Here is a 25,440-nt window from a genome sequence, read left to right on the forward strand (position 1 = left end):
GCGATGGTTTCCGAAGCGCCGCCCTTCTGGTGGGAAAAGGCCGATTGGCGCGCTTATGCGCTGTCACCTTTTTCGGCCATCTATGGCGCGGTTGCGGGTAAAAGGATGCGCACGGCTAGGCGCGCTTCTGCCCCGATACCTGTGATCTGTGTAGGCAATTTTACAGTTGGGGGCGCCGGCAAGACCCCGACCTCGATCGCGCTCGCAAGGGCTGCCAAGGCAATGGGCCACACACCCGGTTTCCTCAGCCGCGGTTATGGCGGCTCGCTGGATGTGACCACGCTGGTCGATCGCGATCGCCATCGTGCCGATACGGTGGGCGACGAGGCGCTGCTTCTGGCGGCAGAAGCCATGACGGTAATCTCGCGCAAGCGGGTCGATGGCGCAAGAAAACTGGCCGCGGAAGGCGCTGACCTGATCATCATGGACGACGGTTTCCAGAGTGCCCGCCTGCATCTGGATTTCGCTCTTGTGGTGATCGATAGCGTAAGAGGCATCGGCAATGGCCATCTTGTGCCGGGTGGCCCGGTTCGCGCTCCGATAAAGGAACAGATGCACCAGCTCTCTGCCATCCTCAAGGTTGGTAATGGCGAAGCTGCGGATGCGCTTGTCCGCAAGGCAGCTCGTGCCGGCAAAGCGATCCATGTCGCCACGATCGAGCCGCGCCCGGATGCCAGCCTGTCGGGCAAGAATGTGCTGGCCTATGCCGGAATAGCAGATCCGGAAAAATTCTACCGCACCGTCCGCGCCATCGGCGGGCTGATCTCGACGACCCGCTCCTTTCCGGATCATCATTATTTCACCGGGGACGAGATCCAGTCGCTGCTCGACGATGCCGAGCGCGAGGACCTGGTACTGGCGACTACGGCCAAGGATGCCGCCCGCCTTGCCGGCCATTCCGGCCCGGCCCGCACGCTGCTGGAGAGATCGAAGATCGTCGAGATCGACATGGTCTTCGACGATCCCAATGGTCCTTCGACCATGATCGAGGCGGCATTCAGGAATTTCCGCGAAAGACGGCTGCGCGAGGGCGCGGCCAAGGGCTGATCGTTCAGCCCACCTGCTGGTTCGGCAGCGTTCCGGCGCGTTTTTCGGCTTCGAGCGAGGTTGCGCAGTCGATATAGGCTTCCTGCCTTGCAACGCTCCAATAACGCAGTTCGTCGACCGGGATATGCGCGCCGGTCAAGGCGCAGGTGACGTAGGAGCCGGCGCTCAGGATTTGGTAGTCGCCGTCGAGATAGCGGATCTTGGCCTCGCGAAAGCCGCTTCCCTCAAACCGGTTCATCACTCGTCTCCTGCGAAAAAACATCGGTCCCCTCTACCCCGAACCAATTACGATTACCAGAGCGCTTCTCAACTCCGCCCGAACAGCCGTTCTATATCAGAAAGCTTGAGTTCTATATAGGTCGGCCGCCCATGGTTGCAGGTTCCCGAACCGGGTGTCGCCTCCATCTGGCGCAAAAGCGCATTCATCTCGTCTGGTTTCAGCCGCCGACCGGACCTGACTGATCCGTGGCAGGCCATCGTTGCGGCAATATATTCGAGCTTGTTCCTGAGGCCGCTCGCTGTATTCCATTCCGCGATCTCGTCGGCGAGATCGCGGACAAGCGCGCTCGCATCCACTTCGCCGAGCATGGCTGGCGTTTCGCGCACGGCAACCGCGCCCGGACCGAAACGCTCGATCGCAAGCCCCAGCCTGTCGAGTTCCGTTGCATGCACCATCAGCCGGTCGCAATCCTCTTCCGGAAGGTCAATGATCTCCGGGATCAGCAGCACCTGCGAGGCAAGGCGGTCATTTTCCAGCGCCTTGCGCAGGCTCTCGTAGACCAGGCGTTCATGTGCCGCATGCTGGTCGACGATCACGAGACCTTTCTCGGTCTGGGCGACGATATAGTTCTCATGGACCTGCGCGCGGGCAGCACCCAGCCGGTAACCGGCGGCGGTTGTCTCAGGCGTATAGGTTGTTTCCGCACTCGTGTCGGCGCGAGCCGTCGGCGCGGCAAAGGCGTCGAAACCGGACTGGACCGGGCGGGCTGCATAGGCGGTTGCGATATCGAGATCGAGCGGTCTTGAAGGCGAAGAAGACGCGGACCAGCTTGCCTGCGCAGAAGCCGAATGCGAATAGGAACGCTGCGGGAAAGCTGAACCCGAGCCCTCGGAAAAGCCCGGTTGAGCGGAAGGCTGCTGGAAAGAGCCGGGCTGGAAGGCGCGCAGCATGGCAGCGGCCCCGGTGGTCGAGGCACGGTCACCCTCGCGATGCAGCGCCTGACGGATGGCCCCGACGATCAGCCCGCGCACCAGCTGCGGGTCGCGGAAGCGCACGTCGGCCTTCGCCGGATGCACGTTGACGTCGACAAAGGCGGGATCGAGATCGATCGAAAGGACCGCGACCGGATAGCGCCCTGCCGGCATCTGTTCGGCATAGGCACCACGGATCGCAGACAGGATCAGCTTGTCCTGCACCGGCCGCCCGTTGACGAAGGCGAACTGATGCGCCGAGTTGCCGCGGTGAAAGGTCGGCACGCCGACGAAACCGGACAGCGACACATCCTCGCGCCCGGCATCGATCTCGATCGCATTCTCCTTGAATTCCGGGCCGAGGATCTGCGCCATGCGGGCAAGATGGTCGTCACCGGTGGCGGCAAATTCCAGCGTCGAGCGGTCGGAACCGGACAGCACGAAACGGATATGCGGGAAGGCGATGGCCATGCGCTTGACCACTTCGGTGATCGCTGCCGCCTCCGCCCGCTCGGTCTTCATGAATTTCAGCCGGGCAGGGGTGGCAAAGAACAGGTCGCGCACCTCGACCACCGTACCGGGATTGGCCGGCGCCGGCTTGACCGGGATCGCGGCACCGCCATTGACCGAAACCTGCGAGCCGGACGGATCGCCGTGGCGGCGGCTGGTGATCGTCAGCCGCGCGACCGAACCGATCGATGGCAGCGCTTCGCCGCGGAAACCGAGCGTGTGGATATCGTTGAGCGTCGTCGAGATCTTCGAGGTGCAATGGCGGCGCACGGCCAGTTCCAGATCTGCCGCATCCATGCCCGATCCGTTGTCGGTGACGCGGACAAGGCTCTTGCCCCCGCCGGCCGTGGCGATTTCGATACGCGTCGCACCGGCGTCGATCGCATTCTCGATCAATTCCTTTGTCGCGCTGGCGGGCCGTTCAATGACTTCGCCGGCGGCGATCTGGTTGATCAGGGTTTCAGGCAGGAGCTTTACAGACATGTCGCCATTTTCGGGGATTCTGCGGCCGGAGGAAAGTGCTGCAATAGGATTATCCTCGGCAATCGTCTCAATGGGAAACGCCATTAATCCGGCCTTAAGGTAAACGGGCTAGGGTTCATGTGAGAAATTGGATGAATCCGGGAGAGCATCTCTGCTCTTCGCGAATGACCGGAGTGGCGGCCAGCTGGGCACCGCCACAACAATCTGGTCATTCGTTGATGACTTGCAGCCAGCATGTTCCCATTGACGAGCGTGAAGGAAGTTTTGCCGATCGTACGTTGAATCGGCTGACCGGGAGTGGCCGAAAGCCGTCCCGAAAGCATACGGAGTTTCATCCATGAATGATTTGGACGCGGCGGATCCGAACATTCAGACTGCCATTCTGGAAGCACTGGCCGAGGGCTTGTCCGCGGCTGTGTTGCTTTACGACAGGAACGATCTTGTCGTATTTGCCAGCCAGCAGATCGCGAGCATCACACGGGTACAGCCCCGTCTGCTGGTGCCGGGAACCCGTATTCGCGATCTTCTCGCTGCCATGTATGATGCCGGTATCCGCCTTGTCGCCGACACCCACAATTATCGCCGTGCGCTCAATCGCGAGGATTGGGTTGCCGAACAGATTGCCGGTCTGTGGAAGGAGCGTTCTGAAAGCCTGGAGCGTCCCGGTCCCGATCGCTGGCTGAGTGTCGTCAAGCGCCGTCTTCCTTCCGGCTACGGCGTCTGCGTCATCAAGGATGTCTCCGAACAGAAGAAGCGCGAGGAGCAGTGGCGACTCGACACCGAACGCGTCCAGGTGACTGAAGAAGTTCTCGACAACCTGCCTTTCCCGATCAGCGTCAAGGACCGCAACGCCACCTTCGTCGCGGTCAACAAGGCCAATTGCGATTTCCTCGATCTGCCCGCCGATGCGATCCTTGGTCACAAGGGTTCCGACATCAATTCCAGGGCCTTCGAAGACCGTCTTGCGCCGATCAACCAGCATGTCTATGAGACTGGCGACCCGATCCAGCTCCCCGAGCACATCACCCGCCCTGATGGTTCGACCGCACTGACGATCGTCCACAAATATCGGATCGGCAAGCCCGGCCGTTATTATCTTGTAACCGTCAAGCAGGATGTGTCGTCGGTTGTTGCCGGCGTCCGTACCGATCTGTCGCAGCAATCGAGCGAATGGGTCTCCGGCTTTGTTCCGATCGACATGACCCGGAGCGCCGTTTCGAGCTCGGCCGTCGACCCGCTCTCCGCCGTCGCTGGCGCAAAGATACTCGTTGTAAGCCGTTTCGCCGACACGGTGGCGGAGGCAATCGATGTCCTTTCCCGCCAGGCCGCCGATGTTTCAGCCGCAGCCGACGCCGAGGAACTCACCCTGTTTCTTCAACTCGCGGCCGAAGCCGATGTCCGCATCGACATCGTCGTCATCGATGCCCGTATGCCGGCCGAGTTGAAGCAGATCGCCGAAGCCTATGGCGTAACGGCACTGCGTGTCGAAGAAGGGACTTTCGGGCCCGGCCTGCCGGTTCGGATCGCCACCGAACTGCGCAAACCCGTTGATGAAATCATATTGCCGCCAATCGACGAGCCGTCGTTCGCGCCGGTCTCGAAGGACGATAGTATCGATGTCCTTGTTGCCGAGGACAATGAAGTCAATCAGATCGTCTTTTCACAGATCATCGAAGGACTTGGCTATAGCTACGTTCTGGCGACCGATGGCGAAGAGGCAGTCCGCCTTTGGCGCGAGCATTCGCCGCGCCTTGTTCTCATGGATGTAACGCTACCGAAACTGACCGGTTTCGAAGCGTCTGCGGCGATCCGTGCACTTGAGGACGGAGTTCAGGCGGTGCCGATCATCGCTGTCCTGCCGCAAGCGTTCGATCGTGATCGCGAGGCCTGCATCGAGGCCGGCATGAACGATGTGATCCTGAAGCCGATCAGCCCGGAAGCACTGGATGCGGTATTCCAGAGGTATTTGCTTTCGGACGAAGACGAGATAGCAGCTGAAGCCTGGCCCGTTTCGTGACCATATTGGCATAAGCTGATACATCAGCAGAGTTTCTTAATCTTTGTCCCTCATCCTTCGCTCGTTTCGATGAGCAGGATTTTTTATGAAGCTAGCGGGCAACCCATTGCCGCACGTCAGCCAGAACGAGTTGCAGGCCATGGCCTACAGCGATCCGTTGACGGGCCTGGGCAACCGCTACCGGTTGCGCGACAAGGTGCGCCTGCTTGCAGCCGAACGCGCCGACGACCCGGCCCCCTTTGCCATCTGCATCGCCAATCTCGACGGCTTCAAGCCCATCAACGATCTTTTCGGCTCGGAGGCGGGTGACGAAATTCTCTGCCAGGTTGCCCATCGTCTGAAGGCCTGCATGCCCGATGGCGCGACGGTAACACGCCACGATGGCGACGAATTCGCCTTTGTCCTTCCTCTTGTCTTCGAGCGGGTAGGGGCGGAGCGCATCGGTCAGATGATGAAGGATGTGCTCTCCGCTCCGTATGATTTGGGCGACCGCAATGTTCGCCTTTCGGCATCCTTCGGTTTTGCCATCTATCCTTTCGCAGGTGAGGAATTCGAAAACCTGCTGAAGAGCGCCGAAACGGCCCTCTACCGATCCAAGCGCCGAGGCCGCGCCCAGATCACTGTTTATTCCACTGAAATTGCCCAGGAAATGAAGCGTGCCACGCAGATCGAGCAGGCACTGCGCAACGCAATCATCACAGATGCGGTCGATGTGCATTTCCAGCCGATCGTGCGCATCCGCGACGGCGTGGTGGTGGGTTTCGAAGCTTTGGCGCGTTGGCGCGATGCCGATCTCGGTTTCGTCTCGCCTGCCGTCTTTGTGCCGCTGGCCGAAGAGCGCGGCTTTATCGATGCATTGTCGGATACGCTGCTGCGCAAAGCGGCAGAGGCTGCACTTTCATGGCCGCGCGAGCTTTTCCTGTCGTTCAACCTGTCCTCCGCCCAGCTCATGGATCCGGGCACATCGCGCAACATCCTCTCGACGCTGTCGCGCGTCGGGCTTGATCCGCGGCGCGTGGAACTGGAAATCACCGAAACAGCCGTGATGACATCGGCCGATACCGCCCAGCGGATCATTTCGGAATTGCGAGCAAGCGGCGTGCGCATTTCGCTCGACGATTTCGGCACCGGCCAGTCCAGCCTTGGCCGGCTGCGCGACTTCACATTCGACAAGGTCAAGATCGACCGCGCCTTCATCTCACGCATCACCTCAGACCGCGCGTCGGAACATATCGTGCGCGCCATCATCGCCATGTGCCAGGGGCTGGATCTCGCAGTCGTTGCCGAAGGCATCGAGGAACAGGCCGATGTCGACATGCTGCGCGCACTCGGCTGCGGCATGGGGCAAGGCTACCACTACGGCCGCCCGGTGGATGGCGCCGCGACCCTGCGCTACCTGCAGGACCACTACCACGACTTCATGGCGATCGAGCGGATCTGAGGCGCGCGTAGCTCGCTTGAGAGCTGGACTTTGCCGCAAAGGCAGGGTTCGATCCGGTGTGGTTATATAGACGCATCCCATCGCATCCGAATTTCTCGCTCCAAAGTATCCACCGCATCACAGTCGAGGTTTTCATTTCCCGCATATGCGAGGTGAGATATCACCGTTAAAGCCGCGTATTGTCCTTGGATTGCCGCTGCTTCGCGCATCAAGCTTAGCGCCTGTTTTGTGGACACTTCTCTACCATCAATCACGTGACTGGCCATGTTTGAGATGGGAACAGCAAGGGGAAAACTCGCAAGCTCACTCCAGGTGGCCAGCAATTCCCGCTGTCTTTGTTTTGGCACCTTTTCCGAATGTGGCGGGGCGAGGATTTCGTACAGCACACAAAATGCGGCATTTGGGGAAATGGACAATGCTTCCGCGACGAGTGCCGTAGCCTTGGAAGTATCTAGGTATGGAAATTTGCAGTCGATCTTATCAGAAAATGCTCGCTCTTGATCGATAGAGTTCATAATTGGGCTCGCACAAATAATCACGAATTTTCTAACAACCGTAGCTCATGACGGCAATTGCCGTTTTACAGACATCCCGCGGCGCTTCTGATTGTCGCGGGAAGCCCGCTCCTCGGCGATGATCCCCTCTCGATCGAACGAGAGTGCGCCATTTCGATGTCCAACGATCCGCTGCTACAGCCGTTTCAGCTCAGGCATCTGACGCTGAAAAACCGCATTATGTCGACAGCCCATGAACCGGCCTATTCGGAAGACGGGATGCCTAAGGATCGCTATCGGCTCTATCATCTGGAAAAGGCCAAGGGCGGTATCGCCATGACGATGACGGCGGGGTCGGCCAGCGTTTCGGTCGACAGCCCGCCCGCCTTCGGCAATCTGCTCGCCTACAAGGACGAGATCGTTCCGTGGCTGAAGCGGTTGACCGACGACTGTCATGAGCTTGGCACGGCGGTGATGATCCAGCTTACCCATCTCGGCCGGCGCACCAACTGGAACAAGGGCAACTGGCTTCCGGTCCTCGCACCCTCTCCGATCCGCGAACCTGCCCACCGCGCTTTCCCGAAGGAAATGGAGGACTGGGATATCGAGCGGATCGTCGCCGACTATGCCGATGCCGCTGCTCGCATGAAGGAAGGCGGTCTCGATGGGATCGAGATCGAGGCCTACGGCCATCTGATCGACCAGTTCTGGTCGCCCGCCACAAACAAGCGGGAGGATGAGTTTGGCGGTTCGCTGGAAAACCGCATGCGCTTTTCCGACATGGTGCTGAAGGCTGTCCGAAAATCGGTGGGACCGGATTTCATCGTCGGCATTAGGCTGGTGACGGACGAGGACTGGGAGAAGGGCCTTTCACGCGAAGAGGGGATCGAGATCGCAAGGCGGCTGGTCGCCTCCGGTAATGTCGATTTCCTCAATGTCATCAGAGGCCATATCGATCACGATGCCGATCTCAACAATGTCATCCCGATCCAGGGCATGCGCGCGTCGCCGCATCTGGATTTTGCCGGCGAGGTGAGGGCGGCGACGAAATTCCCGGTCTTTCATGCGGCCCGCATCGCCGACGTTGCAACCGCCCGCCACGCGATCGCGGACGGCAAGCTCGATATGGTCGGCATGACTCGCGCCCATATCGCCGATCCGCATATCGTCCAGAAGATCATGCGCGGAGAGGAGGCGCGTATCCGCCCCTGTGTCGGTGCGACCTACTGTTTGGACAGGATTTACGAAGGCGGCGAGGCGCTCTGTATCCACAATGCGGCGACCGGCCGCGAGGCGCTGATATCTCATGATATCGCTCCTGCACATGAGGTAAGGCGCGCCGTTGTCGTCGGCGCCGGTCCGGCAGGGCTGGAGGCGGCGCGGGTTCTGGCAGAACGGGGGCATTCGGTGACAGTGCTCGAAGCCACGGGAGAGGCCGGCGGCCAGATCAATCTTCTCATCCGCAATCCCCGCCGGCGCGAAATGATCGGCATTATCGATTGGCGCCTGTCGGAACTCGAACGTCTCGGTGTGGAAATCCGTTACGACATCTACGCCGAGGCGGATGACGTCATGTCGCTCGATCCCGACCTTGTTGTTGTCGCGACAGGAGGTTTCGCGCAATTGCCCGAGCTGGAGGAGGGTGAGGATCTGGTTACCTCGAGCTGGGATATCCTCGCGGGTACCGCAAAGCCTCAAGCTTCGGTTCTTCTTTTCGACGACAATGGCGGCCATCCGGGCATGAGCGCGGCCGAAGTTATCGCATCAAGCGGCGCGGAGCTGGAACTGGTCTCCCCCGAGCGTTTTTTCGCCCCGGAAATGGGCGGCATGAACCATGTGCCCTATGCAAAGAACTTCGCGGACAAGAACGTAAAGGTCACGATCAACACACGGCTTAAATCCGTGCGGCGCAATGGCAATGGCCTGACGGCCGTTCTCGGTTCGGATTACTCGCCCGCGACTGTTGAGCGTCAGGTCGGTCAGGTGGTGGTGGAACACGGCACCGCGGCCAATGCCGACTTGTTTCTTGCATTGAAGCCATTGTCGAAAAATCTTGGAGCGGTGGATTACCGCGCCCTGATCGACCGCCGCGTCCCGCTGCCTCTCAAGCTTGAAGATGCCACTTTCGACCTCGTCAGGATCGGCGATGCCGTGTCGAGCCGCAACATCCATGCGGCCATCTATGACGCATTACGGCTCTGTTCCCTTCTCTAGATCGACGAAAGGGCGGCGCCGCGGCACCGCCCTCTGTCATTCTCATCGCATCACACGTGGCGGATGGCTCGTTCCGGGCTTCAAACTTTAAGGCTTCGTCGCCGTCGACGAGTTTGTATCGCCACCCGTTGCGGGGGCTGCCGGCGTGGCAGGGGTGGCCGGCGTCGTAGTCGTGGACGATGTCGTGGTTGCGTCCGTCGCAGCCTGCTTGTCGTCCAGAGTCTTGAATTCCGGGGCGGACTGAAGCGCTTCGGCCGTTTCAGTCGTCGTCAGGCGTACGTCGTTTTTCTCGGCGTCGCGGGTCATGCTGATCTTGCTCATCGGCAGTGCGACATCCTTGGTACCGATGCCGAGGAAGCCGCCGACACCGACAATCGCCGCGACGATGCCGCCGTTTTCTTCGAGGATCAGGTCGTTGACCTTGCCGATGCTCTCGTCGCCGGCGTTATAGATCTGCTTGCCGATATAATCATTGGCGCTGACCTGGGTTTCCGACTGCTGGGTCAGATAGGCTGCATCAGCCGCAGCGGATGTCGTCGAGCCGGCTGCCGGTGCCATCGTATTGGTCTCGGCCGGCGCCATCGGTGCTGCAGGGGTAGCCGGCGTAGCATTGTTTGTCTGGGCGAATGCCGGCGCAAGGGCGGTGGACGTCATGAGGGCGGCCGCAATAAGTGCTCCAAAGGTCTTCTTCATGGTGTTCCTGCCTTTTCCATTTGTTATTGTTACATAAAACCACTGCCTTGACCGGGAAGTCGTCACGGCTGCGGCTCGATAGGGAAACAAGCAGGGACAGCATTGGTTCCCCGAATGCTGTTTTTTTACGCTGAGAACGTCTTGATTTGAGACGCGCCTCGGTCGTCAGAGGCGATAGGAGGGATCGTATTTGGCCTCTGCGCCGGTATCGACCGCGAATGTCGCACCGGCCATCGCATCAGCCGCGCGGCCGGCAGCGTCCAACCCTTCCCAGGCGGAAGTGATAGCGATGCGGCCGTTACCGATAAAGGCGGGGCAGGTCGTTCTACTGGCCGGCAACTGATATCGCTGAATAAAGGTTCCGGCGGCATCGTAATGGTCGAGCGCCGCTTCGCCCCAGCGTGCATTCCACAGATGGCCGTTGGCATCGCAGATAGACCCGTCGATACCGCCTGCGTCCGCGCTGCCGTCGATGAAGACGGATGGCTGGCCCGCTGGAAGGCCGGTTGAGGGATCGATCGCAACTTTCATCAACCGGTTGCCGCGGGTATCGACGAAGTAGGCCGTTGCGGCATCGGGGGAAAAGCAGATGGAGTTCGGTATGCTGATTGCATCGTAAAGCCTCGTCACCACGCCTCGGGAGACATGGTAGATCGCGCCGGCACCATCGGCAGCGGTGCGTCCCATCGTACCGATCCAGAGGCTGCCGGAGGGGTGTACGCGCCCGTCATTCGAACGATTGCCGTCATTGCCCGGTTCGAGTTCACAATACGGTGCGAGTTCGCCGGTTGCCCGGTTGCGGACGAACAGCCCCTTGTCGCTGCCGATCAGTTGTGTGTCGGCATCGATCCGCGCAACGACGCTCGCCATCACTGGAAGCGGATGGATGCTCTCGATGCCGGTTGCCATATCGAGGGCATGCAGCGCCTTGCCGAGAATGTTGCACCACCACAGCGTATTGGTCTCGGCTTCGAAGCTGATCCCTTCACCCAGTTCGCACAAGCTGGAAGACAATACCGTGCCTTTGAACGAATGAACGGATGCCATCTTTTCCTCCCGGATACCGTGATGTTCTCGCGGCTGCCTATTCGCCATATTGCGGCGTCCCTGTCCACACCGACCGCGCAATATGCGTCATCCCCAGCTAATAACCTGCACCCTCGTGTCGCCTGCGCGAGAACTCTGTTAAGACGAGTACCTGTCAGTATTGATAAAACGGTTGATGGCGGAAAAAATTAACATCTCTTTTAAGTCTGCAGTGGAAGCTCCTATATTGTAAGACACGCGATGCGGGAAGAAATGCAAGGAAATTGCAACTTTTGCCTTTTCTCCCAATGAGCGATCTCCGAAAATCACCTGAATGATTCGTGTGCTTGCGCCGCCAATCCTGCGCATTCGGAACAGAGAAGTTAGAAAATGTCCAAAACGGAAACGGCCGCCAACCTGATTACATTCGACGTCGATGTCGAAGAGATTGCAGGTTTGAAGACCCAGTTCGATGTCTTCCGTTTCACCAAGAAGCTTGCGGAGTTTTACGGCTTTCGCAATTTCATGGTTCTCAACCTTCCGCCTGCAACCGCGTTGGGCCTGTCCGGCAGTGCTATCATCAATAACTGGCCGTCCGAACTCGTTTCGCTTTTCGATCGCGAAGGCATGATCCGCTCAAGCTTTGTCGTGCGTCAGCTGCGTCGTTCCGCGGTGCCATTCGCTTTCGACCTTGAGCGCGATGCGGAAACGCCGGAAATGGCTGCCGTGTTTGGCAGATTTGGTATCGTGCGCGGCGCTTGCATTCCGGTCCACGATCCGGCTGGAGCCAGGGGGGCGGTTGTGATCGGCGGTTTGGGCAGCGAGCCGAATCGCCAGCAGTTGATGGAAATGACTTTTGCGGCGATCCATATCTTCGACCGGCTTGCCGAAATCCGAAACATGGACGTTCGTGCGACCGATCTTTTGACGGATCGCGAGATCGATTGCCTGACCTGGACTGCAGCGGGCAAGACAAGCGCCGAGATCGCCGATATCCTCGGCCTGTCGGAACATACCGTTAATCATTACTTGAATCGCGCCGCCAAAAAGCTGGATACCGTCAATCGTACTCAAGCTGTGGCCAAGGCTTTGCGCATAGGGCTGATTAAATAGGCTTTCGCTAATCTGCACAAATGATGTGCGAACCCTGTTTGCTGCAGTGCGGAATGCCGTCTTATACGTCGTTTGTTCTGAAAATTACTGCAAAAAAGTGCTAAAATACCCTCTTTCAGACTGGCACGTTTCATGCTTGCTTAGAAATAGGTCCAGAGGGGACTTCAAAAGCGTACCAAGAGACGCGACCAAGAAAAAAGCCGCTGTCCGGATCGAGCGCCCATTGGCTGCCATCCAGACAGCGGCTTTATTCATCTTGCCGGTATGCGGCAGCAACTCCTATATAGCAGCAAGGAATGTGCGCCGTGGCGAAAAGCCGGGATGCGCTTGAGGACAAGCAGGAGCTAGACATGCCGGATGTAACGAAAACCCAGGTGCTCGAAGCACTCGGCAAGGTTCGCGTTCCGGATCTGGAAAGCGACCTTGTGAGCCGCGGCATGGTGTCGGACGTCTTCATCTCGGATAACAAAGTCTATTTTTCGATCACCGTGCCTGCAGATAAGGCTCAGGAACTGGAGCCCTTGCGGCTGGCCGCCGAAAAGGCGGTCACGTCCGTGCCGGGCGTCAAGGGTGCGCTGGTCACATTGACGGCAGACCGAAAGGCGTCTGCCGCACCGCAGCAGGCTGCGGCGCCGTCGGCTCACGGTCATTCGCACGCTCATGCTCCCGCCGGCGGTCCATCCCGTGGTCCGGGCAACGTGAAGGCCGGCGTTCCCGGTGTTGGGGCGATCGTCGCGGTCGCATCCGGCAAGGGCGGCGTCGGCAAATCCACCACTGCCGTCAATTTTGCGCTTGGGCTGCAGGCGAACGGCCTGCGTGTCGGCATTCTCGATGCGGATATCTACGGACCGTCCGTACCACGGCTCCTGAAGATTTCCGGCAGGCCCGAACAGATCGACGGCCGGCTGATCAAGCCAATGGAAAACTACGGCCTCAAGGCCATGTCGATGGGTTTCCTCGTCGATGAGGAAACGGCGATGATCTGGCGCGGCCCCATGGTCCAGTCGGCGCTTCTGCAGATGCTGCGTGAAGTCGCCTGGGGCGATCTCGATGTTCTCGTCGTCGATATGCCGCCCGGCACCGGCGACGCGCAACTGACCATGGCCCAGCAGGTGCCGCTCGCTGGTGCGGTGATCGTGTCCACGCCGCAGGACCTGGCATTGATCGATGCCCGCAAGGCCGTGACGATGTTCCGCAAGGTGGAAATCCCGCTTCTCGGCATCGTCGAGAACATGAGCTATTTCCTCGCCCCCGATACCGGCAAGCGCTATGACATCTTTGGTCATGGCGGTGCCCGCGCGGAAGCCGACCGCATCGGCGTTCCCTTCCTCGGCGAAGTACCGTTGACGATGGATATTCGCGAACGCTCCGATCTCGGGACGCCGATCGTGCATGCCGAACCGGACAGCGAGATTTCAGGCATCTACAAGGATATCGCCGCCAAGGTCTGGGCGCAGCTTTCGCAAGGCAAGCGCCGCCAGGCGCCGTCAATCGTTTTCGAATAGGACGGCCGCAGCTCTGGCGCTTTCTTTTGCGGTGTTACCGCCTAATGCAGGGAGGGCTTGTGGCCGATCGCCGCAAGGCCCTTGCGCAGAAGGCTTCCAAGCGCCATTTTCCGTCTACTGTCCGGGGCACCCCGCCTCCTATATTTTGGCAATTGCCGCTTTCATCGTCGCCTCGCTTGCTGGCCGGCGACGGTTCGCTGGCCGGTTCCGGGCAAAAAATCGAGAGTGATCAAGGCCCGACCTACCAAATAATAGTCTGCCTATCTTAACCTTAGTCCGGAAGTTCGTCCGCTCTGTTTCGCCCATTCTGTTGCGCATGCCGTTATCCGTTTCATTGTCCGTCGTCTTCTGGAAAGGCTGACTGAAGTCAGGCACTCTATGGGTCACCCCGCTGAACATCACGCTGCCGAAAAGACGCGTACTCACAGCCTGTTTGCACTCACCCTCGGCTCCGTCGGCGTCGTTTACGGTGATATCGGCACCAGCCCGCTTTATGCATTCCGCGAGGCGCTGAAACCCGTTGCCAGCGACGGCCTCACTCATATGGAAATCATCGGCCTGATCTCGCTGATGATCTGGACCCTGACGATCATCGTTACGCTGAAATACGTGATCTTTCTGCTCAGAGCCGATAACGACGGTGAAGGCGGCACGCTCTCGCTTCTGGCGCTTCTGACCAAGTCGGCCAATGGACAGCGCGCCATGCTGATGCTGCTCGGCCTGATTGGCGCAGCCCTGTTCCTTGGCGATGCGATGATAACGCCGGCGCTTTCCGTCATGTCCGCGGTCGAGGGCTTGAAACTGGTCACGCCGAAGCTGGATAGCGCGGTTCTGCCCATCTCCGTGGTCATTCTGATTGCGCTTTTCGCCATACAGTCGAAGGGCACCGCCCTGGTGTCACGTTTCTTCGGGCCGATTACCGCGCTCTGGTTCATCGTCATGGGTGCGATAGGGCTCGTCCATATCGCCGATGATCTGAGTATTCTGAAGGCCTTCAACCCCTGGTACGCGATGGAATTCATGCTGCGCGAAGGCTTTGCTGGCATTGTCGTTCTTGGCGCTGTCTTTCTGACGGTGACCGGGGCTGAAGCGCTTTATGCCGATCTCGGTCATTTCGGTCGCAAGCCGATCCAGTTGGCCTGGTTCCTTCTGGTTTACCCTGCGCTGACGTTGAATTATCTAGGCCAGGGCGCCATGGTGCTGCAGCATCCGGAAGCGATGAGCGACCCCTTCTATCTAATGTTTCCCGAATGGGCGCTGATCCCGGTCATCCTTCTGGCGACAGCCGCGACGATCATTGCCAGCCAAGCGGTGATTACCGGTGCTTTCTCGCTCGTGCGCCAGGCGATCCATCTCGGTTACCTGCCGCGCATGCAGATCCTCTTTACCTCGGAGACCAATACGGGGCAGATCTTCCTGCCCGGCGTCAACACGCTGCTGCTTGTCGGTGTGATTGCGCTCGTTCTCGGCTTCGAAAGCTCCGAAGCACTCGCTACCGCCTATGGCATCTCGGTGACCGGCGCGATGGTGGTCACGACGCTCATGGCTTTCGAATTCGTCCGCCTTCGCTGGAACTGGCCGCAGACGGTGGCGATTATGGTTTTGGCGCCATTGCTCGCCTTCGAGCTGGTTTTCCTTGGAGCCAATCTCCTGAAGATCCATGATGGCGGCTGGGTGCCGGCGATGATGGCCGCGTTTTTCACCATCATCATGTGGACCTGGAAACGCGGCACCGCAATCCTTTTCGAAAAGACCCGTCGCATCGACGTGCCGCTTAATACCTTCGTGCCGATGGTGGAGAAGAAGTCGGATCATGCCCCGGTTTCGGTGCCCGGCATTGCCATCTTCCTGACCAGCGATCCGGAAACCGCACCTGCCGCATTGCTGCACAACATCAAGCACAACCATGTCCTGCACGAAAAGAACGTCATCCTGACCATCCGTACAGTCAATAAGCCGCGCGTTTCGATCGAGGAGCGATATCGCTTGGAAAAAATCTCCGAGCGCTTCACCGTGATCGAACTGCGCTTCGGCTTCATGCAGTCGCACAATGTCTCGCAGGCGCTCGCCTATCTGCGCAAGACCGGCTTCAAGTTCGACATCATGTCGACCTCGTTTTATCTTGGCCGGAGGAAGCTGGTGCCGGATGCCGAATCGGGCATGCCCATGTGGCAGGACCGGCTCTACATCGCCATGGCCAATGCTGCGACCGACCCATCAGACTATTTCCATCTGCCGGCTAACCGTGTGGTCGAACTCGGTGCGCACGTCGTCATCTGAGCGGAATGGACCACCTCTACCGCGTGTCCTTGGGGCTATATTCACGTCTTTGTTAAATGCGCGTGTGCTGAAGGAGGCTGTGGCGCAAGGCTTTCCGTTCGCGCGTTAACCGCTCATCAAGGTTAATGATTCACTCTTCAAGCATAGTCGCTGTCCCGCACGTTCTCTTGCGGGCTTCTATGGTTACCTTGTGGAGTTGCCGTTTTGCGTTCGAAAAGAGTTCTGCGTAAGAGGTCCCTGCCGCGTTGGGACAAATTGGCCTCTCCGGTTCTGTTCGGTTTTGCCGCCTGGCTGGCCTTTCCTTCCATACCCTCTCAGGGTGACCTCACTGACCTGCTTTCCGGTGTTAACGGGCCGTCGGAAAGCTGGCGGATGGTGATCACCCAGTCACCGGCGGGCTCGCTCCACACGGCGTCGCTTGCCTTTCCGGGCGGCTCGCATGTTCTCGGCGGCGATGCCGGCATCGCGTTGCCGGACGGGCGCAGGGTGGCGTTGGCCGACAAGGACAAGCCGGGCGAAGGCACGCCCGACGAAGATCGCATCAACCGCTCTGAAAAGAAGGGCCGCATCGTTGCCGTCATGCCGATGCTGCCGCCGAAGGCATTCTCTGCCGGCTCCATCCTCGATCGTTCGAGTTCGTTGACCAGGCCCGTCGATGACGAGGACGAGATGACCGCCTTCGTCAAGGTCGCCCGGGGCGAGCAGGCCAGTCAGCAACCGGTCGAAGTGGCCGAATTCTATTTCCGCAAGGATGAGGTGAAGGAAAAGAGCCTTCCGCCGATGATTGCCAGCCTCGTGACTAACGATCGTGCGGATATACTGGCAACCGCCTATGCTTCATCCGCCCCTGATTTCTCCCGCCAGTCACCCTTCGATGCAATCCTGAAGAAGCCCGAGGCGGGAAGGTTTATCCCGCCGATCGGTCCCGAGGACCATGCCTGGGCGGCGAACCCGCTGCCCGCCGATTCTTTTTCGCCCAAGCAGCAGCAGTGCCTGGCATCCGGCATCTATTTCGAGGCGCGAGGCGAATCGGTGCGCGGCCAGGCCGCGGTTGCCCAGGTCATCCTCAATCGGGTGCGCAATCCAGCATATCCGGATACCATTTGCGATGTCGTCTATCAGAACGAGGATTGGCGAAACCGCTGCCAGTTTTCCTTCGCATGCGACAATATCAAGGACCGGATACGTTCGCAGGATCATTGGAAGACGGCGCGTGAGGTGGCCATGGCCGTCACCGCCGGAAAGATCTGGATGCCGGAGGTCGGCTCTGCGACACATTATCACGCCACCTATATCCGGCCGAACTGGGCGAAGACGATGAAAAAGGTGGGACGCATCGGTTTGCACGTCTTCTATAGAACCTATGGTGGTGGTTGGAGCTGATACAAGCGCCCCAGTGCCCGCCGATTCCCGCAACAGTTTTATCCACTATCCCGTCACTTATGCTATAAGGCGATGAATTCATTAGCTTTAAAACGCTTGTGGCAAGCTTGTTCAGCGCCTTGACTAGCAAGGCGGTGAAAACTATGTTGCGCGCACTTGAAAGAGGGCCGGAAGGCGCGAAATCCCTCGCTAACCGTTGCACGGCTTTGCCGTGCGGGAGAGCCGGTGATGGAGGATGCGATGGACGACCCTGATGATGGTCTGGATGAGCGCCGGAAGCGCCTTTCTGCAGCCTTGGCTGAAAGAAAGGCCGAAGACGCGGCAGAGGATCGGAAGAACGGACAATCGGAAGCCAGCCGCAAGGGTATGGCGCTCGGATTGAAGATTTCCTCCGAATTCATCTCTGCCATCGCGGTTGGCGGGGTCATAGGCTATCTGATCGATTGGGCCATCGGCTCAAAACCCTGGGGGATGATACTTTTTGTCCTCCTCGGTTTTTGTGCCGGTGTGCTAAGTGTGCTCCGCGCCGTAGGTATGGTGGCTCAACCGCCGCACCTTGAAAGCCGGAGCAGTGAAGACAAGAAGTGAGGCGACCTCGGGTCGTCTTGGTGAACAGGCCGCGCGGGCGGTCATCGAAAGAGGGTAAACGGTGGCAAACGATCCGATCCATCAGTTCCACATCAACACGATCGTGCCGATTGAAATCGGTGGCATCGACTTCTCTTTCACCAATGCTTCCCTGTTCATGGTTGCGACAGTCGCTATTGCAGCCGGCTTTCTCTATTTCTCGACCTCGCAGCGCTCGCTGATCCCGGGCCGCGCGCAGTCTGTTGCCGAAATGTCCTATGAATTCGTCGCAAATATGTTGCGAGAAGGGGCGGGCAGCCACGGCATGAAATTCTTCCCGCTGGTCTTTTCGCTGTTCATGTTCATCCTGACTGCGAACCTGATCGGCATGTTCCCTTACTTCTTCACCGTCACCAGCCAGATCATCGTCACCTTCGCTCTGTCGATCCTGGTCGTCGGTCTCGTCGTGGTCTACGGTTTTGCCAAGCATGGCCTTCGCTTCCTGAAGCTTTTCGTGCCGTCGGGCGTTCCTGGTGCGCTTCTGCCGCTGGTTGTTCTGATCGAGGTCATCTCCTTCATCGCCCGCCCGATCAGCCTCTCGGTTCGTCTCTTCGCCAACATGCTGGCTGGCCACATCACGCTCAAGGTTTTCGCAGGCTTCGTGACCTCGCTCGGTGCACTCGGTGCGCTCGGCATTGGCACGGCTATCCTGCCCCTCATCATGACCGTCGCTCTGACCGGTCTGGAATTTCTCGTTGCATTCCTTCAGGCCTACGTCTTCGCAGTCCTGACATGCATGTACTTGAACGATGCCCTGCATCCGGACGGTCACTGAGAAATAAAGTCGTTGGTGCTTGAGGGCACCAGTCCAAAGCCGCAACAAACCATTCGAAGGAGTTCATCATGGACGCGGAAGCAGCAAAGTACATCGGCGCAGGTATCGCTTGCCTCGGCATGGGTGGCGCAGGCATCGGCCTCGGCACGATTTTCGGCAACTACCTGTCGGGCGCTCTGCGTAACCCGTCGGCTGCTGATGGCCAGTTCGGCCGCCTGATTTTCGGCTTCGCCGTTACGGAAGCTCTGGGCATCTTCTCGCTGCTCGTAGCTCTCCTTCTCCTGTTCGCTGTCTAAGACTTATCGTCTAGCGGCATAGGATAGGATCACGGCCGGCCGGCAACGGTGAGCCGTGATCCACTTTATATGGAATTCACCTGGAGGTGATGATGTTCGTGACCTCGGCATACGCGCAGACCGCGCCGGCCGCATCTGAAACGCCTGCTGCGCCCGCAGGCGAGGTTCATACCGAAACCGGCGTCGCTCACGGCGGAGAGCACGAGTCTGCGGGTTTCCCGCCATTCGACTCGTCGCATTTCGCGTCGCAGCTGCTCTGGCTCGCCATCACCTTTGGCCTTTTCTATCTCGTCATTCAGAAGGTCATCATGCCGCGCGTTGGCGGCATCATCGAAGATCGCAAGGGCCGTATCGCCGGCGATCTCGAAGAGGCAGGCCGCCTGAAGGCCGAAGCTGACGCTGCCGTCGAGACCTATGAAAAGGAACTGGCTCAAGCCCGTTCCAAGGCAAACGGCATTGCTGACGCTGCTCGTAACGACGCCAAGGCCAAGGCCGCTGCCGATCGCACCGCGATCGAGGCGGAACTTGCTGCCAAGCTCGCCGCAGCCGAAACCCGCATCGGCGAAATCAAGTCCAAGGCTTTTGCCGAAGTGGGCGCGATTGCCGAAGAAACCGCGACCGCGATCGTCGATCAGCTGATCGGCGGCAAGGCCACCGGCGACGACATCAAGGCTGCTGTCGCAGCTGCCAAGACGGGAGCCTGATCCATGGACGCAACATTTTGGGCCCTTATCGGTCTCGTCCTCTTTCTCGGCCTGATGATCTACATCAAGGTTCCGGGTATGGTCGGCCGTTCGCTGGACAAGCGCGCCGATAACATTCGCGGCGAACTCGACGAGGCAAAGCGCCTGCGTGAGGAAGCCCAGGCTCTGCTCGCCGAATACCAGAAGAAGCGCAAGGAAGCCGAGGCCGAAGCGGCAGCCCTGTTGGCCGCCGCCGAACGCGAAGCCGCTCTTCTGACCGAGGAAGCCCGCCAGAAGACCGAGGAATTTGTTGCTCGCCGCAACGCACTTTCGGAACAGAAAATCAAGCAGGCCGAAGCCGACGCCATCACCGCCGTCAAGTCCGCTGCCATCGACATCGCTGTCGAAGCCGCAGGCAAGGTGATCGCCGCAAAGACCGACAAGACCACCCAGACCGCCCTCTTCAAGGACGCCGTCGCCAAGGTCCAGTCGCGCCTGAACTGATTTTTTCTCAGAATTCGAATTTGAAAAGCCGGGTGAAAACGCCCGGCTTTTTTGTTTCGAGATGTCGGACGTTGATTATGGCCTGTAGACAAGTCTCTAATTCGAGGTAGAGCTTCCCGGCTCCTAGTAGAAATAGATTCTATCGAGTTCGATCTCATAAGGATCTATAAGGATCGGGCTGCCGTCCTCTTTATAGATTTCAAGCTCATCTATTTTCCCGTCGATGACATGAAGCAGCAAGTGGACCAATGCGCCGCTTTCATCGACGTCATCCATATAGAAGCCTTCAACGGGAATGCGCCCACTAACCCTATCCGATGGATAGTCATTATCGCGAACATCCGCCCAGGGGCCGTTGCTGCGCAATTTCAAGCTTCCTTCCGGATCAATGCGCATGACTTCTACAGACTGCATCTGGTCGAGAATTTGACGCCGTCCGGGGAAGTCGCCACGAAGGAGATGCATCAGCAGATTGTGCTCAACTGTTCCGATGGGTCTCCAATTGTCAACGATGCGCTCTTTGAACGGATCCTGACCTCGTTCTTCAGAAAGCCTGAGCCAGCCTACGGCTTGCCGGGCTTCGATGACTGCTTCGGCGGTGCTATAAAAAATTCCGGAGACTAGCTCTTCGACCCAGGCCGGCGGGCAGTCGTCCCACATCGATACCTGTTCCTCAACATAGAAAAACAGTCCACCGGTGCGCCTATATATACTTATGCGCTTTAGCTGATCGGCGCGCATAATTCGCTTTACGAGTTTCCTAGTCATCCTACTTGCTTGACCCTTGGACGATTGCTGTTGCCCGGAGAAGCGCAGCATCGGCCAATGAGGGCAAACAGGCAATGCGTCGAGACCGCCCGGCGTTCTGTTCGCTCTATTCTAAAAAGTCGTCGTTCTTCAACGGCCGAAAACTCATCCTGTGCAGCGGGCAGGGGCCGTCGGCGATGATCGCGTCCCTATGCTGCTTCGTCCCGTAGCCGGCATGCTTTGCAAAGCCATAGGCTGGATAGACGACGCCGGCGCGGTTCATCATCCGGTCGCGCGTCACCTTTGCGACGATCGAGGCGGCGGCGATGGAGACGGAACGGCTGTCACCCTTGATGACGGCCGTGCCCGAGCAGGAAAGCCCCTTGGGCACATCGCGGCCATCGACCAGCACATGGGCTGGAGCGACCGAAAGGAAGGCGACGGCACGGCGCATGGCATCGAGACTGGCACGCAAGATGTTGATCTCGTCGATCAGCTTCGGCCCGGAGGAGGCGATCGACACATGGGCGGTCGCCATGATCGCTTCAAACAGGGCTTCGCGCTGCTTCAGGCTGAGCTTCTTGGAATCGTTGAGGCCGGCCGGGATATTATCGGGGTCGAGGATCACCGCAGCGGCGACTACAGGGCCCGCGAGCGGCCCGCGGCCTGCCTCGTCGGTTCCGGCAACCGGCCAGTGTCCGGCATCGCGAGCGGCAAGCTCCAGGCTGAAATCACAGGTGAGGGGGGTATCGAAAAGCATCGGAGAATCGGGCGGCGTGTGAACCAACATGGCGGCAGGCTCGCACGCCGTCCCGATCTCCTGCAAGCCCCGAAAGCGAGTGCGGCTTCGCTTTCCACCGCGCTCATGGCGGTGGGCTCGGGGCAATGTTCTCGGCGGGGCAAGGGGGCGGAAACCTTACCGAGAACGAAGTTGAATATGTCGTGCCTCACGGGAGGCGCATGAATGACACAAAACTCGACATGCGGAGGACTGAAGAAAAATCTGGCTTAGAATGCGCGGGCATTCTTGGACGTTTCCCTTCCTGCGTGTTCTTTCGCGCTATGGTTCCTTATCCTAGAGAAGCGACAGCTGGATCCCGCCGCCATTGGGGCGGATGAACAGGTCGTCGCGCAGATGCATGCCGCGCCGGCCGAGCCCAAGCCGCTTGGTCGCCATTTCGAAACGGCGGCCGATCTGCCATGCATAGGGACCGGCACCCTTCATCCGCTTTCCGAACTCGGCATCGTAATCCTTGCCGCCCCGCATCGAGCGGATCAGCGACATCACATGCCGGTAGCGATCCGGATAATTGCGCAGCAACCAGTCGCGAAACAGCGGGCTGACTTCCAGCGGCAGGCGCAAAAGCACATAACTTGCTTCCGTCGCCCCCGCAGCATGGCCTGCATCCAGAATTCGTTCTATCTCGTGGTCGTTCAGCGCCGGAATGATCGGCGAAGCCATGATCGCAGTCGGTATGCCGGCATCCGACAGCGCCTTGATCGCTTCCAGCCGCTTGGCCGGTGTCGAAGCACGGGGTTCCATCGTTCGGGCGAGCTTGCGATCCAGTGTCGTCACCGAAATCCCGACTTTGGCCAGGCCTTTCGAGGCCATGTCGGAAAGGATGTCGATATCGCGCATGACCAGCGCCGACTTCGTCACGATCACCACCGGATGATTGGCCTTCTGCAGCACTTCGAGGATCTGGCGCATGATCCGCCATTCCCGCTCGATCGGCTGATAGGGATCGGTATTGGTGCCGATCGCAATTGCCCGCACCTTGTAATCCGGCCTGCTCAGCTCCCGTTCCAGAAGCCGCGGCACGTCCGGCTTGGCAAATAGTTTAGCCTCGAAATCGAGCCCCGGTGAAAGGCCCATGAAACTGTGGCTCGGCCTTGCAAAACAATAGATGCAACCATGCTCGCAGCCGCGATAGGGATTGATCGACCGGTCGAAACCGATATCGGGGCTGTCGTTGCGGGTGATCGCCGTTTTCGGCTTCTCGATCTGCACTTCCGTGCGGAACGGCTCGAGCTCCTCGAGTGTCTGCCAACCGTCGTCGAACACCTCGCGGCGTTCCTCCTCGAAGCGTCCGCTCGGGTTCAGGCCGGCGCCTCTGCCGCGCCGCCGATCGATCTCGATCCTGAGCCCGGATGATTGGACCAGTGCATCGGCAATGTCAGCCGTATGGGCGGGCGCAAACGCACCCTGCCGCAGTTGGGACAGCTCGGTCATTGAAGGCTCCTGACGGGATCACTTCCCGTTCTCGATGACTAAATTCCTATCGCCAAAATGAGAACATTGCAAGAACAAACTTTGTTCGTTGCTGGCTTTTGCCCAAGCTATGGGTTAAGGGTCAGAAATGCTGACTGTTTTAATGGAATGCAGGGACCAGGAAGCCGAGCTTGCGCAGACGCTTTCGATCCTCGTTACTGCCGCTGTGGAAGGACTTGTAAGTGACGTGATCGTGCTCGATCACGCGTCGCATGATGGTTCGTCCCGTGTGGCGGATGCTGCCGGCTGCCGGTTTCACAGTCACTGGGACATCAAGGATGTCCTGCGCAGTGCGCGTGGCGAATGGCTGCTTTTCATAGAGGCAGGCGCGCGTCCGCAAAGCGGCTGGATCGAGGAAGTCATCGAGCATCTGGCGATCCACAAGCAGCCGGCGCGCTTTTCGCCGTCGCGCAACTACCGCCGGCCATTCTTCCAGCGTATCGGTCGTTCGGTCCCTCCGCTGGAATACGGGCTGATCCTACCGAAGAAGAGCGCGATTGCGGTCGCCAAATCAGGCATGAGCCTGGAAGCGCTGGCAAAGGGCCACAAGGCGACGAAGCTGATGAGTCAGCTCATTCCGGCGTGGGTTGTCCGCAGCCGATAATTTCAGCCTTTCGTGCGCTTCAGATGTTCGTCCAGCCGCGGCAGGATTTCGACGAAATTGCAGGGCATGTGACGATAGTCGAGCTGCGCCTTCAATATCCCGTCCCAGGCATCCTTGCAGGCGCCGGGCGAGCCGGGAATGACGAAGATGTAGGTGGCATTGAGCACGCCGCCCGTCGCGCGCGACTGGATCGTCGATGTGCCGATCTTGTCATAGGAAATGCGGTGAAAAAGCGCCGAAAATCCGTCCATCCGCTTTTCGAACAGCGGTTCCAGCGCTTCCGGCGTCACGTCGCGGCCGGTAAAGCCGGTGCCTCCGGTGGTGATGACGACATCGATCTCCGGGTCGAGCGTCCAGGCCGTCACCTGTCCGGCGATCTTTTCGCGGTCGTCGGTCACGATGGCGCGGGCTTTCAGCAGATGCCCCGCCGCCTCGATGCGGTCGACAAGCGTCTGGCCCGACTTGTCGTCTTCGAGTGTGCGCGTATCGGAGACGGTCAGAACCGCGATGCCGAGCGGAATGAAGCTGCGCATTTCGTCTATCCCGATCATTATTTCGCTCCGATGGTCCGTGCGGCTGTGAAATACCAGTCTGGCCGCTTGCTCTGAAGATCGTTCGCAGCGTTTACCGCTTTGGCTGACGTTTCAAACAGTCCGAAATATGTCGCACCGGAACCGGACATGCGGGCAAGCCACGCGCCTTCCGCCGCAATCAGTTCGGAAAGCTCGCCGATCTCGCTGACAAGCGAGCGCGCCGGCGGCTCCAGATCGTTGCGCAAGGCGCTGAGATCGGCTTGCCAGTCTCCGGTAAGGGCTGGAATGGCGGGATTGTTCTTGGTTGTCAGCCGCCGAAAAATATCCGGTGTCGAGACGCCGCGAAGCGGATTGCCAAGCACGATGGCGAAAGACGGCATGGTGTCGAGCATGGTGATGTCCTCACCTATGCCTCTTGCGGCAAGCGGCCGGCTTTTCAGGCACATGGGCACATCGGCGCCGAGTGAAAGCGCAAGCGCCGAAAGTTCCGGCTCGCTGATCTGTGCATCCCACAGGCGTAAAAGACCGCGTAGGGTTGCTGCCGCATCGGCCGATCCGCCGCCGATGCCAGAGGCGATCGGCAGGTTCTTTTGCAGATGGATGGCAACCGGCGGCGCGGCAATGCCTTTTGCGTCAAGCGCAATGCGCAGGATATCGCGAGCCTTGAGCACGAGGTTCTGCTGGGCCGCATCCGGATCAGGCGAAAGCCCTTCGCCGAACCGGCCGGAAATCGAAAATGCATCCTTTTTGGAAAGCGTAAAACCCAGCCTGTCTCCGGCGGGCGCACCCGCCGTCGCATCGTCTGCATCAGCGGTAAAGGTCACGATACTGTCGAGCAGGTGATATCCGTCGGCGCGCTGGCCGACCGCATGCAGCGCCAGATTGATTTTCGCCGGTGCGAATTCGGTCACTGCGAAGTTTGTGAATGCTAAGTCGAAAAGGCCCGCGTCTGTGGCGGGCCTTTTGATATCTGCCGATGTGATGTCCAGAGACATATCGTGC

General features: G+C 59.2%; 24 protein-coding genes. 14 read left to right on the forward strand and 10 right to left on the reverse strand.

Annotation, left to right across the window (positions count from 1 at the left end):
- The first annotated feature begins 3 nt into the window (after positions 1-3).
- Positions 4-1,047, forward strand: a complete 1,044-nt coding sequence (gene lpxK, locus ACI3K0_RS05975; RefSeq protein WP_183823112.1) for a tetraacyldisaccharide 4'-kinase — start codon at positions 4-6, stop codon at positions 1,045-1,047.
- 4 nt (positions 1,048-1,051) lie between these two features.
- Here the strand turns inward: lpxK and ACI3K0_RS05980 are convergent, their stop codons facing one another.
- Positions 1,052-1,285, reverse strand: coding sequence for a DUF2093 domain-containing protein (locus tag ACI3K0_RS05980; RefSeq protein WP_183684976.1), 234 nt, complete (start codon positions 1,283-1,285; stop codon positions 1,052-1,054).
- Between the two features lie 68 nt (positions 1,286-1,353).
- Complete coding sequence (gene mutL / locus ACI3K0_RS05985) at positions 1,354-3,231, reverse strand: DNA mismatch repair endonuclease MutL (protein WP_183824088.1); 1,878 nt, start codon at positions 3,229-3,231, stop codon at positions 1,354-1,356.
- 337 nt (positions 3,232-3,568) lie between these two features.
- On the opposite strand from mutL, the gene ACI3K0_RS05990 reads away from it, so the two are divergent.
- On the forward strand, positions 3,569-5,248 hold the full coding sequence (locus tag ACI3K0_RS05990; RefSeq protein ID WP_148142900.1) for a response regulator: 1,680 nt from the start codon (positions 3,569-3,571) through the stop codon (positions 5,246-5,248).
- Positions 5,249-5,333: 85 nt separating this feature from the next.
- Positions 5,334-6,689, forward strand: a complete 1,356-nt coding sequence (locus tag ACI3K0_RS05995; protein WP_148142899.1) for a bifunctional diguanylate cyclase/phosphodiesterase — start codon at positions 5,334-5,336, stop codon at positions 6,687-6,689.
- A gap of 62 nt (positions 6,690-6,751) precedes the next feature.
- Here ACI3K0_RS05995 and ACI3K0_RS06000 read toward each other — a convergent pair whose 3' ends face one another.
- Positions 6,752-7,204, reverse strand: coding sequence for a hypothetical protein (locus ACI3K0_RS06000; RefSeq protein ID WP_183823110.1), 453 nt, complete (start codon positions 7,202-7,204; stop codon positions 6,752-6,754).
- A 156-nt stretch (positions 7,205-7,360) separates the two neighbouring features.
- On the opposite strand from ACI3K0_RS06000, the gene ACI3K0_RS06005 reads away from it, so the two are divergent.
- Positions 7,361-9,397 carry an NADH:flavin oxidoreductase gene (locus ACI3K0_RS06005; RefSeq protein WP_183823109.1) on the forward strand — a complete coding sequence of 679 codons (2,037 nt, stop codon included), beginning with the start codon at positions 7,361-7,363 and terminating at the stop codon, positions 9,395-9,397.
- An 87-nt stretch (positions 9,398-9,484) separates the two neighbouring features.
- Here the strand turns inward: ACI3K0_RS06005 and ACI3K0_RS06010 are convergent, their stop codons facing one another.
- Both ACI3K0_RS06010 and ACI3K0_RS06015 read right to left on the reverse strand, forming a co-directional pair.
- Positions 9,485-10,090 carry a PRC-barrel domain-containing protein gene (locus ACI3K0_RS06010; RefSeq protein ID WP_183823106.1) on the reverse strand — a complete coding sequence of 202 codons (606 nt, stop codon included), beginning with the start codon at positions 10,088-10,090 and terminating at the stop codon, positions 9,485-9,487.
- A 165-nt stretch (positions 10,091-10,255) separates the two neighbouring features.
- Positions 10,256-11,137, reverse strand: a complete 882-nt coding sequence (locus tag ACI3K0_RS06015) for an SMP-30/gluconolactonase/LRE family protein (protein WP_183823104.1) — start codon at positions 11,135-11,137, stop codon at positions 10,256-10,258.
- 369 nt (positions 11,138-11,506) lie between these two features.
- Between ACI3K0_RS06015 and ACI3K0_RS06020 the strand changes: the two genes are divergently transcribed.
- From ACI3K0_RS06020 to ACI3K0_RS06060, 9 genes are all read left to right on the forward strand, one after another.
- Complete coding sequence (locus tag ACI3K0_RS06020; protein ID WP_148142894.1) at positions 11,507-12,229, forward strand: LuxR family transcriptional regulator; 723 nt, start codon at positions 11,507-11,509, stop codon at positions 12,227-12,229.
- A 350-nt stretch (positions 12,230-12,579) separates the two neighbouring features.
- The gene (locus ACI3K0_RS06025; RefSeq protein ID WP_404945288.1) at positions 12,580-13,734 is read left to right on the forward strand and encodes an Mrp/NBP35 family ATP-binding protein; all 1,155 of its coding nucleotides are present in this window, start codon (positions 12,580-12,582) and stop codon (positions 13,732-13,734) included.
- A 378-nt stretch (positions 13,735-14,112) separates the two neighbouring features.
- Complete coding sequence (locus tag ACI3K0_RS06030; RefSeq protein ID WP_183823102.1) at positions 14,113-16,014, forward strand: potassium transporter Kup; 1,902 nt, start codon at positions 14,113-14,115, stop codon at positions 16,012-16,014.
- Between the two features lie 204 nt (positions 16,015-16,218).
- On the forward strand, positions 16,219-17,397 hold the full coding sequence (locus ACI3K0_RS06035; protein ID WP_183823093.1) for a cell wall hydrolase: 1,179 nt from the start codon (positions 16,219-16,221) through the stop codon (positions 17,395-17,397).
- Positions 17,398-17,625: 228 nt separating this feature from the next.
- Positions 17,626-17,985: an AtpZ/AtpI family protein gene (locus ACI3K0_RS06040; RefSeq protein WP_246435949.1), complete on the forward strand. Its 360-nt coding sequence runs from the start codon at positions 17,626-17,628 to the stop codon at positions 17,983-17,985.
- 61 nt (positions 17,986-18,046) lie between these two features.
- Positions 18,047-18,799 (forward strand): F0F1 ATP synthase subunit A, encoded by a 753-nt coding sequence (locus ACI3K0_RS06045; RefSeq protein ID WP_148142891.1) that lies wholly within the window; start codon positions 18,047-18,049, stop codon positions 18,797-18,799.
- A 68-nt stretch (positions 18,800-18,867) separates the two neighbouring features.
- Positions 18,868-19,095 (forward strand): F0F1 ATP synthase subunit C, encoded by a 228-nt coding sequence (locus ACI3K0_RS06050; protein WP_112455014.1) that lies wholly within the window; start codon positions 18,868-18,870, stop codon positions 19,093-19,095.
- A 92-nt stretch (positions 19,096-19,187) separates the two neighbouring features.
- The gene (locus ACI3K0_RS06055) at positions 19,188-19,799 is read left to right on the forward strand and encodes a F0F1 ATP synthase subunit B (protein ID WP_148142890.1); all 612 of its coding nucleotides are present in this window, start codon (positions 19,188-19,190) and stop codon (positions 19,797-19,799) included.
- A gap of 3 nt (positions 19,800-19,802) precedes the next feature.
- Positions 19,803-20,282: a F0F1 ATP synthase subunit B gene (locus ACI3K0_RS06060; RefSeq protein ID WP_183823091.1), complete on the forward strand. Its 480-nt coding sequence runs from the start codon at positions 19,803-19,805 to the stop codon at positions 20,280-20,282.
- A gap of 123 nt (positions 20,283-20,405) precedes the next feature.
- Here ACI3K0_RS06060 and ACI3K0_RS06065 read toward each other — a convergent pair whose 3' ends face one another.
- The 3 genes from ACI3K0_RS06065 to ACI3K0_RS06075 form a co-directional block, all read right to left on the reverse strand.
- On the reverse strand, positions 20,406-20,942 hold the full coding sequence (locus ACI3K0_RS06065) for a DUF6984 family protein (protein ID WP_246435947.1): 537 nt from the start codon (positions 20,940-20,942) through the stop codon (positions 20,406-20,408).
- A 214-nt stretch (positions 20,943-21,156) separates the two neighbouring features.
- Entirely contained in the window at positions 21,157-21,819 is a 663-nt protein-coding gene (locus ACI3K0_RS06070; RefSeq protein WP_183823088.1) for a ribonuclease HII, read from the reverse strand.
- A gap of 285 nt (positions 21,820-22,104) precedes the next feature.
- On the reverse strand, positions 22,105-23,262 hold the full coding sequence (locus ACI3K0_RS06075) for a PA0069 family radical SAM protein (protein WP_183823086.1): 1,158 nt from the start codon (positions 23,260-23,262) through the stop codon (positions 22,105-22,107).
- Between the two features lie 127 nt (positions 23,263-23,389).
- On the opposite strand from ACI3K0_RS06075, the gene ACI3K0_RS06080 reads away from it, so the two are divergent.
- Positions 23,390-23,905, forward strand: a complete 516-nt coding sequence (locus tag ACI3K0_RS06080; RefSeq protein WP_183823084.1) for a glycosyl transferase — start codon at positions 23,390-23,392, stop codon at positions 23,903-23,905.
- A 2-nt stretch (positions 23,906-23,907) separates the two neighbouring features.
- On the opposite strand, the gene moaB is transcribed toward ACI3K0_RS06080, so the two are convergent.
- Together moaB and ACI3K0_RS06090 are read right to left on the reverse strand one after the other, a co-directional pair.
- On the reverse strand, positions 23,908-24,456 hold the full coding sequence (moaB, locus tag ACI3K0_RS06085) for a molybdenum cofactor biosynthesis protein B (protein ID WP_183823081.1): 549 nt from the start codon (positions 24,454-24,456) through the stop codon (positions 23,908-23,910).
- On the reverse strand, positions 24,456-25,433 hold the full coding sequence (locus ACI3K0_RS06090) for a 4-(cytidine 5'-diphospho)-2-C-methyl-D-erythritol kinase (RefSeq protein WP_183824082.1): 978 nt from the start codon (positions 25,431-25,433) through the stop codon (positions 24,456-24,458). Before ACI3K0_RS06090 ends, moaB begins: the two co-directional genes overlap by 1 nt.
- Between the last annotated feature and the right edge of the window lie 7 nt (positions 25,434-25,440).

The sequence above is a fragment of the Rhizobium sp. ZW T2_16 genome (assembly GCF_044987325.1).
Classification (GTDB): Bacteria; Pseudomonadota; Alphaproteobacteria; order Rhizobiales; family Rhizobiaceae; genus Neorhizobium; species Neorhizobium cellulosilyticum.

Excerpts from the sequence above, each read along its gene's own strand:
- lpxK (WP_183823112.1), top strand. The coding sequence starts at position 4 with ATGGTTTCCGAAGCGCCGCCCTTCTGGTGGGAAAAGGCCGATTGGCGC.
- ACI3K0_RS05980 (WP_183684976.1), bottom strand. The coding sequence starts at position 1,285 with ATGAACCGGTTTGAGGGAAGCGGCTTTCGCGAGGCCAAGATCCGCTAT.
- mutL (WP_183824088.1), bottom strand. The coding sequence starts at position 3,231 with ATGTCTGTAAAGCTCCTGCCTGAAACCCTGATCAACCAGATCGCCGCC.
- ACI3K0_RS05990 (WP_148142900.1), top strand. The coding sequence starts at position 3,569 with ATGAATGATTTGGACGCGGCGGATCCGAACATTCAGACTGCCATTCTG.
- ACI3K0_RS05995 (WP_148142899.1), top strand. The coding sequence starts at position 5,334 with ATGAAGCTAGCGGGCAACCCATTGCCGCACGTCAGCCAGAACGAGTTG.
- ACI3K0_RS06000 (WP_183823110.1), bottom strand. The coding sequence starts at position 7,204 with ATGAACTCTATCGATCAAGAGCGAGCATTTTCTGATAAGATCGACTGC.
- ACI3K0_RS06005 (WP_183823109.1), top strand. The coding sequence starts at position 7,361 with ATGTCCAACGATCCGCTGCTACAGCCGTTTCAGCTCAGGCATCTGACG.
- ACI3K0_RS06010 (WP_183823106.1), bottom strand. The coding sequence starts at position 10,090 with ATGAAGAAGACCTTTGGAGCACTTATTGCGGCCGCCCTCATGACGTCC.
- ACI3K0_RS06015 (WP_183823104.1), bottom strand. The coding sequence starts at position 11,137 with ATGGCATCCGTTCATTCGTTCAAAGGCACGGTATTGTCTTCCAGCTTG.
- ACI3K0_RS06020 (WP_148142894.1), top strand. The coding sequence starts at position 11,507 with ATGTCCAAAACGGAAACGGCCGCCAACCTGATTACATTCGACGTCGAT.
- ACI3K0_RS06025 (WP_404945288.1), top strand. The coding sequence starts at position 12,580 with ATGCCGGATGTAACGAAAACCCAGGTGCTCGAAGCACTCGGCAAGGTT.
- ACI3K0_RS06030 (WP_183823102.1), top strand. The coding sequence starts at position 14,113 with ATGGGTCACCCCGCTGAACATCACGCTGCCGAAAAGACGCGTACTCAC.
- ACI3K0_RS06040 (WP_246435949.1), top strand. The coding sequence starts at position 17,626 with ATGGAGGATGCGATGGACGACCCTGATGATGGTCTGGATGAGCGCCGG.
- ACI3K0_RS06050 (WP_112455014.1), top strand. The coding sequence starts at position 18,868 with ATGGACGCGGAAGCAGCAAAGTACATCGGCGCAGGTATCGCTTGCCTC.
- ACI3K0_RS06055 (WP_148142890.1), top strand. The coding sequence starts at position 19,188 with ATGTTCGTGACCTCGGCATACGCGCAGACCGCGCCGGCCGCATCTGAA.
- ACI3K0_RS06060 (WP_183823091.1), top strand. The coding sequence starts at position 19,803 with ATGGACGCAACATTTTGGGCCCTTATCGGTCTCGTCCTCTTTCTCGGC.
- ACI3K0_RS06065 (WP_246435947.1), bottom strand. The coding sequence starts at position 20,942 with ATGTGGGACGACTGCCCGCCGGCCTGGGTCGAAGAGCTAGTCTCCGGA.
- ACI3K0_RS06070 (WP_183823088.1), bottom strand. The coding sequence starts at position 21,819 with ATGTTGGTTCACACGCCGCCCGATTCTCCGATGCTTTTCGATACCCCC.
- ACI3K0_RS06075 (WP_183823086.1), bottom strand. The coding sequence starts at position 23,262 with ATGACCGAGCTGTCCCAACTGCGGCAGGGTGCGTTTGCGCCCGCCCAT.
- ACI3K0_RS06080 (WP_183823084.1), top strand. The coding sequence starts at position 23,390 with ATGCTGACTGTTTTAATGGAATGCAGGGACCAGGAAGCCGAGCTTGCG.
- moaB (WP_183823081.1), bottom strand. The coding sequence starts at position 24,456 with ATGATCGGGATAGACGAAATGCGCAGCTTCATTCCGCTCGGCATCGCG.
- ACI3K0_RS06090 (WP_183824082.1), bottom strand. The coding sequence starts at position 25,433 with ATGTCTCTGGACATCACATCGGCAGATATCAAAAGGCCCGCCACAGAC.